General features: G+C 40.9%; 11 protein-coding genes. 5 read left to right on the plus strand and 6 right to left on the minus strand.

The genetic code is table 11. The annotated features are described in order from the left end of the window. Positions 1-134 precede the first annotated feature (134 nt). A complete protein-coding gene (locus PQ511_RS15455; protein ID WP_273852800.1) occupies positions 135-956 on the plus strand; it encodes a nucleotidyltransferase domain-containing protein in 822 nt (273 codons plus the stop codon). A gap of 52 nt (positions 957-1,008) precedes the next feature. On the opposite strand, the gene PQ511_RS15460 is transcribed toward PQ511_RS15455, so the two are convergent. From PQ511_RS15460 to PQ511_RS15480, 5 genes are all read right to left on the minus strand, one after another. Continuing rightward, on the minus strand, positions 1,009-1,158 hold the full coding sequence (locus PQ511_RS15460) for a hypothetical protein (protein WP_224599203.1): 150 nt from the start codon (positions 1,156-1,158) through the stop codon (positions 1,009-1,011). 64 nt (positions 1,159-1,222) lie between these two features. Beyond that, positions 1,223-2,680, minus strand: coding sequence for a carbon starvation CstA family protein (locus PQ511_RS15465; protein WP_273852801.1), 1,458 nt, complete (start codon positions 2,678-2,680; stop codon positions 1,223-1,225). Positions 2,681-2,817: 137 nt separating this feature from the next. Next, a complete protein-coding gene (locus PQ511_RS15470) occupies positions 2,818-3,546 on the minus strand; it encodes a LytR/AlgR family response regulator transcription factor (RefSeq protein WP_273852802.1) in 729 nt (242 codons plus the stop codon). Then, on the minus strand, positions 3,547-5,283 hold the full coding sequence (locus PQ511_RS15475) for a sensor histidine kinase (RefSeq protein WP_273852803.1): 1,737 nt from the start codon (positions 5,281-5,283) through the stop codon (positions 3,547-3,549). Positions 5,284-5,454: 171 nt separating this feature from the next. Further along, positions 5,455-6,831, minus strand: a complete 1,377-nt coding sequence (locus PQ511_RS15480; RefSeq protein ID WP_273852935.1) for a sigma-54 interaction domain-containing protein — start codon at positions 6,829-6,831, stop codon at positions 5,455-5,457. A 298-nt stretch (positions 6,832-7,129) separates the two neighbouring features. Here PQ511_RS15480 and PQ511_RS15485 point away from each other — a divergent pair, with 298 nt between their 5' ends. Then, positions 7,130-8,332 carry an ornithine--oxo-acid transaminase gene (locus PQ511_RS15485; protein ID WP_273852804.1) on the plus strand — a complete coding sequence of 401 codons (1,203 nt, stop codon included), beginning with the start codon at positions 7,130-7,132 and terminating at the stop codon, positions 8,330-8,332. 103 nt (positions 8,333-8,435) lie between these two features. On the opposite strand, the gene PQ511_RS15490 is transcribed toward PQ511_RS15485, so the two are convergent. After that, complete coding sequence (locus PQ511_RS15490; RefSeq protein WP_194222382.1) at positions 8,436-8,813, minus strand: PH domain-containing protein; 378 nt, start codon at positions 8,811-8,813, stop codon at positions 8,436-8,438. 214 nt (positions 8,814-9,027) lie between these two features. Between PQ511_RS15490 and PQ511_RS15495 the strand changes: the two genes are divergently transcribed. From PQ511_RS15495 to PQ511_RS15505, 3 genes are all read left to right on the plus strand, one after another. Then, positions 9,028-9,834 (plus strand): alpha/beta fold hydrolase, encoded by an 807-nt coding sequence (locus PQ511_RS15495; protein WP_273852805.1) that lies wholly within the window; start codon positions 9,028-9,030, stop codon positions 9,832-9,834. 146 nt (positions 9,835-9,980) lie between these two features. Next, positions 9,981-10,997 carry a LacI family DNA-binding transcriptional regulator gene (locus tag PQ511_RS15500; RefSeq protein WP_273852806.1) on the plus strand — a complete coding sequence of 339 codons (1,017 nt, stop codon included), beginning with the start codon at positions 9,981-9,983 and terminating at the stop codon, positions 10,995-10,997. A 153-nt stretch (positions 10,998-11,150) separates the two neighbouring features. Continuing rightward, positions 11,151-12,464, plus strand: a complete 1,314-nt coding sequence (locus PQ511_RS15505) for an ABC transporter substrate-binding protein (protein WP_273852807.1) — start codon at positions 11,151-11,153, stop codon at positions 12,462-12,464. The last annotated feature ends 54 nt before the right edge of the window (positions 12,465-12,518 follow it).

Raw genomic sequence — 12,518 nt, forward strand, 5'->3', positions numbered from 1 at the left:
TCTCAGAACTCTCTGTACACTATTACTCTATGAAACAAATGTAGAAGAGGTTTGGACAGGAATGGAATTGTCATAAACTCTTTCATAAAAATAACAAAGTAGCTATGATAGAGATAAAAAAGTGGAGGTGGCGGATGAACGCAATTAAACCAATAGGGTCTTTTTATGCAGTGAGTGAAGAAGGGTATTTGGTTAATGATACGTCATGGGATAAGGTGGGTAACTATCGAGATGCAATCAATCGTGCAGTCGAGATTCTAACCCTGAAACTGCCTTTACAAAGCATTTACTTACGAGGTTCAGTCCCAAAAGGTAAGGGGATAGAAGGTATATCTGATCTCGACCTCATTGTTTTAACGGAGCACGAAAATGAGCAAACACCTGAGTTCCTCAATCAAATCATGACCGAAGAATTTCCGTGGGTGAATGGTTGTGAGGTCCATTTCTTTTCACCACAAGAGCTGGAACAAGTAACACGCTTTTCAATCATTCCATTTATGATCAAAACGTCTAGTCTGTGTGTATATGGAAGTGATGTGGCAACAGCGATTCCAAATTATAAACCAGACCGCGCTCTTGCAAATGATCATCTGATTCAGCTAGAAAACCACATCGTTCAGGCAAAAAGCGAGCTTGTTGGAAATGAAGATAGTGGAGATATAGCGGATTGCTGCGGATGGATTATGAAAATCATTGTCCGGAGCGGTCTCGCGCTTGTGATGGAGAAAGATCCAATGTATACAAGAGACCTTTATCCAGCTTATAAGCTGTTTAGTAATTTTTATCCACATAAAGAGTCAAGTATGAAGCAAGCATTAATTTATGCGGTATTCCCAATAAAATCGGGAAATGAGATTACTCACTTTCTAGATCAGTTCGGGGGATGGCTTATTCAAGAAGCGAATGATTGGCTAAATGAGTATAATCCTGCAAGAGTTCATCATCTTTCGATTTAGTAGTAAAAAGGGAGCGAGATCATGGAATTGATCTCCCTCCCTTTTATACATTTCATAAATAGGTGATTAGCGCTATTCCACAAAGAAATAAAACGCTAAGAATCACTTTTCCAAAGAGAGGGAGCTGCTCTTTTCCCTTCTCGTTAATTCGTTCTTCCTCTTCCTCAAGAGTCGTTTTGGCTTTCGAATGGCAGCAGCCCATGTCATCACACCTTTTCGGTTACATTCACGATCCGGCAAAGTGGATCTCTGTTCAACATATGCTTTTAAGCGACGCTATCTTTATCCCAACCGGAAATGTCGATTTCTAGTGGAATGTTGGCAGCGCGTTGCTTACGAGCAGAGTAGAAGAAAGCGACAATAACAGCGATCGTAATAATGGTTGCACCAATGTAAGCGACGTTCATCGGTAAGCGGAAGCCGATTGGTGCATTAAGAATATAAGTCGTTGTTGCCATTGTGATAAAAATTGCTGGGATCATGGCAATCCAGTAGTTTTTCTTTGCAATAAACAAATACATCGCGCCAACCCATAAGGCAATCATCGCAGTCGACTGGTTCGCCCATGAGAAGTATCTCCATAGAAGAGTAAAATCAATTTTCGTAAGCCCAAATGCGACAACGAATAGCGGTATTGCGATCCAGAGGCGATTTGTTACTTTACGCTGTGAGTAATTAAAGTAGTCTGCAATAATCATACGAGCACTTCTGAAAGCTGTATCGCCAGAAGTGATTGGCAGGACAATAACGCCAAGGATAGCAAGCGTTCCACCGATCGCACCTAGCATGAGGGTAGAGGCTTCACTTACAATCGCAGCCGGTCCACCATTTGCAAGCAGTTCATTTAGCCCAACTGGTCCATTGAATAAGCTCATAGCAGCAGCGGCCCAAATCATTGCAATGACACCTTCTGCAATCATCATACCGTAGAAAATGTTACGACCTTGTTTTTCATTTTGCGTTGTGCGCGAAATAATTGGTGTTTGTGTAGCGTGAAATCCTGAAAGGGCCCCGCAAGAGATCGTTAAGAATAACAATGGAAAGACGGGTGCATTGTCAGGGTGAAAGTTGCTTAGCGTAATCTCAGGAATCGGTGCGCCAGTGAATACAAGTCCAGCACCAACGCCGAGTGCGCTAATAAGAAGAAGGGCGCCAAAGATCGGATAGAAGCGTCCGATGATTTTATCAATCGGTAGCAGTGTTGCTAGGATGTAGTAAACAAAAATCGCTCCAAGAATAAGGCCCATTGTTGCCCAGCCATTCATTAAGTTATTCAATAGTCCAGCTGGTGCTGTAACAAACACAGTTCCTGTTAGAAGGAGAAGAAGCACAGCGAAAGCATTCACAACGTGCTTCATCACTTTTCCAAGAAACTTTCCTGCAAGTTCAGGTAAGTGAGCGCCCCTGTTACGAATAGAGATCATTCCTGTCAGGTAATCGTGAACCGCTCCGGCGAAAATACAGCCAAATACGATCCAGAGAAAAGCGACAGGGCCATAGAGGGCACCAAGGATTGGGCCGAAGATCGGACCAACGCCTGCAATGTTCAATAATTGAATCAAGGAGTTCTTCTTCGTGTTCATTGGAAGATAATCGACCCCATCCTGATGCGTATAGGCCGGGGTTTGCCGAGCTTCCTTAATGCCGAAAACCTTTTCTACAAATTTACCGTAAGTAAAATAACCAATAATGAGAAGTGCAATTCCTGCTAGAAATGTATACATGCAATCATCCCTTTCCGTACAATGTATGCGTTTACATTAAGTATAAGAGATGAGAGGGAGGAATGGACTCATTCTGCACTAACATGTCTAAAAGTTGGATTGAGATGTCAGTATGAAAGATTGACATGCACTCGAAATCACAATTCAAGTTCTGTACGTAGCGCTTTTACATAATTACGGCTGACAGAAAGCTTCTCTTCATACCCTTCTAATTCAAGCTGATAAGCCCCATTAAACCAGGGAGTCAGGCGCGTCACGTATTGAAGATTAACAAGGTACCCTTTATGAATTCTAAAAAAGGAGAAGGAGGATAGTCGGCTTTCAAGTTCTTTTAGCGCCATCTTCACTTCGTACTCACCATTTTTTACAACGATCCGCGAGAATTTTTCATCGCGAAAAATAAAGAGGATATCGTTGGGATCGAGGTAATGAATCTCACCGTCTCGTTCAACTGAGAGCTTACCTTTCTTTGGGGGAAGTTCTTCTTTAGTGGAGACATGCATCAACTTCTCTAGACGCTGCACCGTTTGATGAAGCTGTTCTTCGTCATAAGGTTTCAACAGATAGTCAACTGCTTCATACCGAAAAGCTTCTGCAGCAAATTCAGGGTAAGCCGTCGCAAAAACGATGTGCGGTGGTTTTTTTAGTTCTAATAACGCTTTTGCTGCTTCCATTCCATTCATTTTGGGCATCTCCACATCAAGAAAAACAACATCTGGTTGGAGTTGAATTGCTTTAATCACAGCTGTTTCGCCTGAATCAGCTTCACCTATAACATTGATCAATTTACAAGATGAGAGTAAATGAACGAGTTCCTGGCGGCTGTAGCGTTCATCATCTACGATTAAACATTTCATTTCGTTCATCTATTTGTCCTCCATTAGTGGAATCAAAAAGCAAATGGTTGTACCGTTATAAGGATCGCTATGAATAGAAAGACTTGCTTCGTTTCCAAATAGCATGGTGAGGCGACGATTAACGTTATAGAGGCCAAGTCCTGTCCCAGTTTCAGACGAGACGTGTGTGTTACCAAGCTCTGGTAAACGATCAGTGGGAATTCCCTCCCCGTTATCAGTTACACAAACAGTAACCCCGTTTCCGTGTTGAGAAATTGTAATTTCAACGAGACAATCATACTCTTTATTTTTGATACCGTGTTTAATCGCATTCTCCACAATCGGTTGTAACGTGAGAGGAGGCAATTGAAAGGATAATGCACGCTCATCAATTGTATAGTTAACAGTTAGTCTATCTACAAAACGAGCTTCTTCCACTTCAAGGTAGGCTTTTACATGTTTTAGCTCCTGGTTAAGTGAGGTCATGTTCGCCGTTGTTCCAGACAAATTCTGTCTTAAAAAGTGTGAAAGGGAAACGAGTAATTTACGCGCTTTGTCAGGTTCAATTCGAATTAACGAAATGATCGTATTCAGTGAGTTAAAAAGAAAGTGTGGACTAATTTGTGCTTGTAAGGCCTTAATTTCGGCTTCTTTTGCCAGCTGATAGGCTTTATCTGCTTCAGCTATTTCTAACTGGTTGCTAAGAAGGTTGCTGAGACCGAGAACGAGCTCGGTAATAATATGGGTAATCTCTTTCTCGGATTGAAAATAGAATTTAAGCGTGCCAATCGTTTTACCCCGCTGTTTAAGAGGTGCAATAATGGCTGCTCCGAGCGGACAATTCTTCTCAGCACAGTGAATGGTTTGATCATTTGCTATCACAATTTCACCTTTATGAATCACGTCTTTCGTAATGGTTGTTTGAATTTCGTGTCCTGATTGGTGATGGTCGTTCGCAAGACCAACGTGACTTAAAATGTGTGTACGATCCGTTATGGCTACTGCGCTACCTTCAATTTCTCGATGAAGAATTTGACAAACTTCATGAGCTGAAGCTTCGGAAAGTCCCTGTCTGAGATAACCAAGTGTTTGATCCGCAATACGAAGGGTTTTCTGGGCCTGAAGTGCACCCGCTTTTTCTTCCTCGTTTACAACATTCTTTATAATAAGAAGGAAGAGAGCGCAGCCAATTCCGTTTGCGAGGATCATTGGGATTCCGATCACTTCTACAAGAGCCAGGGCATTTTGGAACGGTTTAGAAAGAATCAAGATAATGAGCATTTGAACGGCTTCAGCACCTGCGCCGATCATAAAGGCCGATCGAAGTTTCACATGACGATTTCGTTTATGTAAAGAGCCAGCAATAAGCCCGGCAATGATAGAAGCAAGTCCACAAGCAAATGCAGTGAATCCTCCAAGCATATAGCGATGAATCCCAGCGATAAGTCCAGCCCCAAAGCCGACTCTTTTTCCGCCAAGAAGTCCAGCAAGTACCACGCCGATTACTCTTGAATTCGCGATGGCTTCGTCTGAAGAAACTTCAAGCGGCCAGGAATTGAATTGAAGGGAATCGGTACTAAATGTTAATCCTGTATATGTTCCGATAATGCCAAAGAAACCAAAGAAGCCGATCGCAACATACTGCTGCTTACGAGCCAGTTGATCGGTGTAGATCATATCGCGGAAGAAGCGAAAGCGGGTTAGCACAAATGCAATCGTAACGATAATGCCAAGTCGCTCTAGCATCGTAAGCAAGAGTTCAAACATGAGAGGAAAGCTCCTTTCTGACCGATCCGGTGCCTGTCACCACCCGGTTTAAATCAAATTTTGTCGAATGGTAAAGCGGTTACTTCTTATTATACGGGTTTTTAAGTAGAGATAAAACGGATGGAACAAGGAATCCCACATAAGGTACGATATCATTTTACCCTCTTACTTTTACGTTTGAATCTCAAATTTCCTTAACCTGTACTGCAAGCTTTGTCTACTCAGACCTAACATTTGTGCTGATTTGGAGATATTGTTTTTGTTTTCATTAAGCACTTGTTGAATATAAATTTTTTCAGCTTTCTCCATTTGTTCTTTCAAAGGGATGATTTGATTTGAGTGCTGAATGGTTAGCTGATTAGACTCTATTGAATGTCTATCTTTTTGGAATGGTGATTTATTTCGATACTGAAATGGCAAATGAGTATAATCGATGATGTCTTCGCTCATCATTAGGTTCATTGCCCCTTCAATAATATGTTCTAATTCCCGTACATTCCCTGGCCAGTCGTAAGCCTGAAATGATTCAAAGACTTGAGCGTCTACGCCTTTCACGTCCATTTGAAAGAGATCGTTGTATTTTGAAATAAACGATTCCACTAACAAAGAGATATCCTTTTTCCTTTCTCTAAGTGGAGGAATAAACAACGTCACAACTCCAAGTCGATAATACAAATCTTTGCGCATTCGCGCATTCGCAATGGCTTCAATAGGATCTTCGTTCATTGTTGCGATGATTCTAACGTCAATGGTCTTATCCTCTGTGTCCCCAATACGGCGAATGGTTTTTTCCTGTAGCACTCTCAATAATTTCGCTTGTAAATTCATACTGAGTGAATTGATTTCATCAAGTAATAACGTCCCGCCTTCTGCTTGTTCAAATAAACCCGGACGTTCCATAGCTCCTGTAAAGGCACCTCGTTTTGTACCAAATAAAAGACTTTCAATTAAATTATCCGGGAGGGCAGCACAGTTTTGCGAAATAAAGGGAGCGGAAGAACGGTGGCTTCCATTGTGGATGCTTTGAGCAAATACTTCTTTTCCGGTCCCGGTCTCCCCAACGATTAAAACAGACGACGATGTCCGTGTGCTCCGTTTTGTATTTTCAATCACTTCTTGAATAGCTGCACTTTTACCAATAATGCTATTAAATGTAAATCGCGTGTTTCCTTTGCGATTCATGTTGTCACGAATTAACCGTTCAAGCTTTGTCACGTCGTTGGAAATCTCGACAGCGCCTTTAATCGTACCATTTTCTATGATTGGGAATGAGTTGTTAATAGTTGTGATTTCTTTCCCTTTATTATTAAAATACGTTTGCTTTACATTTGACGTTTCGATGCCTTTTTGGAGGGCCAGTACGAGCGTACTGCTTTCATTCGCTGAGAACATAAAGACATCTAATAAATATTTATCAAGAACATCCTGGCGATCCATGGCTTCAATATGCATCATTTTAGGATTATAAATAATCGTTTTGCCTTTTTCATCAATTACATGAACCCCTACGTCGATTTTATCGATGATTTTTCTATATACCTGGTTCATGGTTTTAAGGGACTTCCAATCGTTTTCCGTATCATTATCCAAGTTACATACCTCCTTTGCTACTATCGCTATTGTATGTATGAAAGGCGGCTGAGTGCAATGTTGTTTTGCGTTTGCATGCAAAAAAACTCAAACGGATGCAAAAATATTTTGCGTTTTGAAATCGCGCAATCTAGGTTATTCCTGTGCTTTAACGAGTAGTGAAAGTTGGCATGAAACTTGCTTATTACTTAAGGAGAGGTAGAGCGAAGGGATCTTTGCTCCCTTATGTGAGGCGAACTTTTAAAGGAGGAAGAACATGAAAACACAAACAACGAGTGAGAATGTAATCGGGAAAACTACCCAATTCGGAGCGAATAACTATAACCCGCTTCCAATTGTTATTACGGATGCAGTAGGGGTGTGGGTGAAAGACCCTGAAGGTAACCGATATATGGATATGCTGAGTGCTTATTCAGCGGTGAATCAAGGACATTGTCACCCGAAGATTATTCAAGCGTTAAAAAATCAAGCAGACCGCATTACGCTAACTTCTAGAGCGTTTCATAACGACCAATTAGCTCCGTTTTATGAGAAGGTTGCAAAGCTAACTAATAAAGCAAAAGTTCTTCCAATGAATACTGGGGCAGAAGCAGTAGAAACCGCCATTAAAACAGTGCGACGCTGGGCTTATGATGTGAAAGGTGTTTCTGAAAATCAGGCTGAAATTATTGCATGCGTTGGGAATTTCCATGGGCGTACAATGACCGCCGTATCCCTTTCTTCTGAGGCTGAATACCAGAGGGGATTTGGTCCGATGTTACCGGGAATTAAATTAATTCCTTATGGTGACATTGATGCGCTACGAAACGCCATTACACCAAATACGGCTGCTTTCTTATTTGAACCGATTCAAGGAGAAGCAGGAATCGTCATACCTCCAGAAGGTTTTTTAAAGAAAGCATATGATGTTTGTAAAGAAAATAATGTGCTTTACGTGGCAGATGAAATTCAAGCGGGTCTTGGGCGCTCGGGTAAAACATTTGCGTGCGATTGGGAAAATGTTGAGCCGGATATTTACATTCTTGGAAAAGCGCTAGGCGGAGGCGTCTTCCCAATCTCCTGTATTGCGGCTAATGAAGAAATTCTAGGTGTCTTTAATCCTGGCTCACACGGATCCACATTTGGTGGGAATCCACTAGGATGTGCCGTTTCCATTGCTGCGCTTGAAGTACTAGAAGACGAAGAGTTAGCTCAGCGATCACTCGAACTTGGAAATTATTTTCAAGAAAAATTAAAGGAAATTAGTAACCCTCTTATTAAAGAAGTACGCGGTAAAGGATTATTTATCGGAGTAGAGCTAACAGCGCCAGCAAGACCTTATTGCGAAAAGTTAAAAGAAGCGGGTCTTTTATGTAAGGAAACGCATGATACGGTGATCCGATTTGCGCCACCACTTGTGATTAAGAGGGAAGATCTTGATTGGGCAATAACTAAAATTGTAGACGTGTTGTCTATTTGATATAGAAAAAGTTACCCTTACATGAAGGAAACGATAAGGACAGAGAAGCTAGTAACCTATTAGGTTACTAGCTTCTCAATTTGTATTTGCAGGTGAAAAAGGTTTAGCCACAGAGCTCTGTGAGTATCTTTTGGATCGTGTAGATGCTATCATCCTTCTTAAACTGCTTCGAGAAGGTAGGAGCCTGTGAACTGGAGATCCAGATCTTAAGCTCTGCATCAAGATCGAAGTGTCCTGCTGTTTCAATGCTAAAATGCGAAATGCTCTTGTATAGAACAGAATGGTATTCCACTTTCTTACCTGTCATGCCTTGCTTGTCAACAAACAAAAGGCGTTTGTCTGTAAAGACGATTAAATCCCTTACAAGCTTAAATGCGGCATTCACCTCTTCTGTTTCCGAAAGAATCGTAGATAGCTCTTTCTGCACATCTTCTTTCTTCATCGTTGAAGCATTTCCCATAAAGCCACTTAAAATGCCCATTGTAACTCCTCCTTCACATTTGAATGGTGTCCTCCCTCATATTCTAGCATAGGTAGTGCCTGTCACCACCCGAACTGACTCGAATACTGTCGAGCAATATATGGATAAAAGAAGGATTTTTTGCATACGTATCGAATGATGATCATGCTAAACTTGAGTTAACAATGAAATTAGGAAAAACAGCAATGATTCCTTACTATTAGGAGGGAAAACCATGGCATTCATGAATCTTGAAGATGATGTTGAACTTTTTTATGACGATGTGGGAATGGGGAATCCGATTATCTTTATTCACGGTGTTTGGATGAGCAGCCGGTTTTTCAAAAGGCAGCTGCCTTACTTTAGGCAGAAGTATCGTGCGATATCCCTTGATTTAAGAGGTCATGGCCAATCTTCTCACGTTCAAACAGGTCACACAGTGGCAAACTATGCTCGTGATCTAAAAAAATTTATCGATAAACTTCACTTAAAAGATGTAACGCTGGTCGGATGGTCAATGGGTGCCTTTGTGATTTGGGAATACTTACAGCAATTTGGTGAGGACAACGTAAAGGGAACGGTAATTGTGGATGAACTTGCATCTGACTTCAAATGGCCAGACTTTGAAATTGGTGCCTTTGATCTTCCAGCACTTACAGGAATGATGAGGGACATTCAATCGGATCAGAAAGGATTGCTTCAAGGATTCATTCCACTGATGTTCAAAGAGGATGTATCTGAATCTGAGCTCGAGTGGATGTTAGCTGAGACAACAAAAGTACCAGCATCTATTGCAAGTGCCATTCTTTTTGACCAATCAATTATTGACTGTCGTCCTTATTTAACTCAAATTACGAAACCGACCTTATTATGTTTTGGAAAAGAAGAAAAGCTCATTCCGGTAGCAGCAGGGGAGCACCTAAACCGAGCAATTCCGAATTCGAAGCTGGAATTGTTTGAAGATAGCTGCCATTGTCCGTTTATCGAAGAAGCTGACAAGTTTAATCGAGTAGTAGATGAGTTTATTGGAAAATTAAATTAACCTAAGAAGGAGACAAGTAGCTTGTTTACTTGTCTTTTCTAGTCATGAAAAACTTTCTCTGTTTATTATAAAAAGCTATTGCTTATCCAAAAATGCTGGGCTATAATAACATCAACGAAAGCGCTTTCGATCCAGAGGAGACAAAGATGATTACAATCTATGATTTAGCGAAAAAAACTGGATTTTCAAGTACCACCGTTTCTAAAGCACTTAATAATTATCCTGATGTAAGCAAAAAAACACGACAAGCGATTCTTGATACAGCCGCTGAAATGGGCTATTTACCAAATGCTCATGCGCAATCTCTTTCAACAAAGAAATCGTGGACCATAGGTGTTATGTTTTCAGAAGACAATGAGATTGGAATGAAGCATCCATTTTTCAGTGCTGTTATTGAAAGCTTTCGTAAACATGCTGAGAAGGAAGGCTATGATCTCATTCTTGCTTCTAGGAATCTTCGTAACAGAGGTTCGAGTTACCTTGAGCACTTCATGTATCGAGGTGTAGACGGTATTGTGGTTATCTGTTCAGATCCGAATGATCCACAGGTGCAAGAAATGATTGATGCTAGCATTCCAATTGTTGTTATTGATATGAGCAATCAGAATTGTAGTGTTGTCTTTTCTGACAACCTTTCTGGTGGTGAACTTGCGATTAACTACTTGCATTCGCTCGGCCATACGAAAATCGCCCATATTTCAGGTGAACCGACTATCTATGCAGGCCAAGTAAGAATTCAAGGCTATTTAGACGCGATGAAGAGGTTGAACCTTCCGATTTTAGATGGCTATCTTGTAAATGGTGGCATGTTTTCCATAGAGGAAGGCTCGCAAGCCATGGAGAAACTTCTTGATTTAAAAGACCCTCCTACAGCTATCTTTATAGCAGGGGACCACATGGCTATAGGGGCAATGGAAGCTGCTAAGAAAAGAGGATACAAAATACCAGATGATCTCTCAATCATCGGATATGATGATATTGAGATGGCGAGCTATGTAACGCCAAAATTGACAACAATTAAACAGGATACGGATGCTATTGGCATTCGTGCAACACAGCTTCTTATGAAACAAATCATTCAAAAGAAAAAAATCATCACAGAAGAAATTATCCCAGTCGAGTTAATTGAAAGGGAGTCTTGTAAACGACTAAAGAAAAAATAATTTTTTTTAGTCGTATACGAAACCGCTTTCGATGAAGGGGGTTTATATTTTTGGTTAAATCGAAACCGGTTTCGATTATGTTTTTTTAACCTTGTTCGAAACCGGTTTCGCTTCAAATAACAAACTATTTAGGGAAAAGGAAGGGGCTCATTCATGAAAAAGGTTATTGGTCTTATGATGTCACTCGTCTTGTTGTTTGGTGTTTTAGCTGGTTGCTCAAACTCGGAGTCTTCAGGAGAAGCAAAAGGGGATAAGGATGTGGATTTAAAGGTTTGGTCCTTTACGGATGAATTAAAAGAACCTATTACAAAATTCGAAGAAAAAAATGGCGTAAAAATCGAACTAACAATTGTCCCAATTGCTGATTATCCTACTAAGCTTAAGCCTGTTCTTGAAAGCGGTGTCGGGGCGCCCGATGTATTTACAGGAGAAATCGCGTTTTTGAAGCAGTGGGTAAACGCTGGTTATTGGGAAAATCTTTCTGAGGAACCTTATAACGTAAATGAGATCGCAGATAATTATGTACCCTATGTATTCGATTTAGGTAAAGATGAAAACGGTGATGTGAGAGCGCTCTCATGGCAAACGACACCTGGTGGGATTTACTACAAGCGCAGCATTGCGAAAGAAGTGCTTGGAACAGATGATCCTGCTGAAATCGGTGAAATGCTAACGTCGATGGACAAAGTGTTTGAAGTGTCAGAGAAAATGAAAGAAAAAGGGTACCGTATGTTCCCGGATGAAGGAGCGATTCGCTGGTTTTCTCAAGGTGATAACCCTCAAGCGTGGGTAAATGATAAGGATGAATTAAAGCTAACCGATCAAAAAATCGAATTTCTAGATTATGCGAAAAAACTTCGTGAAGAGAGCTATACAGCGCTTGCCCCTGAATGGTCTCCATCATGGTTTGAAGCAATGGATAAGCCAATTAAGGTAAAGGAAAATGGCAAGGAAACTAAAACAGAAGTATTCTCTTATGTTCTTCCTACATGGGGTCTACATAGTGTCTTGAAAACAAATGTCGAAGACTCTGTTGGAGACTGGGCCGTAACGAGCGGGCCAAGTCCTTATTTCTGGGGCGGTACATGGTTGGGTGTTTACAACAAATCAGAAAACAAAGAGCTTGCCTATGACTTTGTGAAAATGATGACGCAGGATAATGAGTTCTTAACAGATTGGGCGAAAGACACAGGAGACGTGCTGTCCTATCTACCAGTAACTAAAGAAATTAAGGATGACTTTAGCGATGAATTCCTTGGTGGACAGAACAACTATCAGTTCTTCCTTGAGCAAGCAAAGAGCATTGAACCAGGCATCGTAACAAAATACGATCAGCAGCTTGATACATTCTATGGTAATGCGGTTCAGGAGTATGTAGATGGTAAGAAATCAAAAGACGAAGCGATTGCTGAATTTTATAAGAAAGCCCAAAATGCTTACCCTGAATTAAAGGTACCAAAGAAGTAAGAAGTGTAGGCGGTGTAAGGATTCTTATACCGCTTATCTTATTTTGAAAGGAGC

This window comes from Guptibacillus spartinae (assembly GCF_028610625.1).
Taxonomy (GTDB): domain Bacteria; phylum Bacillota; class Bacilli; order Bacillales; family Guptibacillaceae; genus Guptibacillus; species Guptibacillus spartinae.

Excerpts from the sequence above, each read along its gene's own strand:
- PQ511_RS15475 (WP_273852803.1), bottom strand. The coding sequence starts at position 5,283 with ATGTTTGAACTCTTGCTTACGATGCTAGAGCGACTTGGCATTATCGTT.
- PQ511_RS15485 (WP_273852804.1), top strand. The coding sequence starts at position 7,130 with ATGAAAACACAAACAACGAGTGAGAATGTAATCGGGAAAACTACCCAA.
- PQ511_RS15455 (WP_273852800.1), top strand. The coding sequence starts at position 135 with ATGAACGCAATTAAACCAATAGGGTCTTTTTATGCAGTGAGTGAAGAA.
- PQ511_RS15495 (WP_273852805.1), top strand. The coding sequence starts at position 9,028 with ATGGCATTCATGAATCTTGAAGATGATGTTGAACTTTTTTATGACGAT.
- PQ511_RS15505 (WP_273852807.1), top strand. The coding sequence starts at position 11,151 with ATGAAAAAGGTTATTGGTCTTATGATGTCACTCGTCTTGTTGTTTGGT.
- PQ511_RS15490 (WP_194222382.1), bottom strand. The coding sequence starts at position 8,813 with ATGGGCATTTTAAGTGGCTTTATGGGAAATGCTTCAACGATGAAGAAA.
- PQ511_RS15465 (WP_273852801.1), bottom strand. The coding sequence starts at position 2,680 with ATGTATACATTTCTAGCAGGAATTGCACTTCTCATTATTGGTTATTTT.
- PQ511_RS15500 (WP_273852806.1), top strand. The coding sequence starts at position 9,981 with ATGATTACAATCTATGATTTAGCGAAAAAAACTGGATTTTCAAGTACC.
- PQ511_RS15470 (WP_273852802.1), bottom strand. The coding sequence starts at position 3,546 with ATGAACGAAATGAAATGTTTAATCGTAGATGATGAACGCTACAGCCGC.
- PQ511_RS15460 (WP_224599203.1), bottom strand. The coding sequence starts at position 1,158 with ATGGGCTGCTGCCATTCGAAAGCCAAAACGACTCTTGAGGAAGAGGAA.
- PQ511_RS15480 (WP_273852935.1), bottom strand. The coding sequence starts at position 6,831 with ATGAACCAGGTATATAGAAAAATCATCGATAAAATCGACGTAGGGGTT.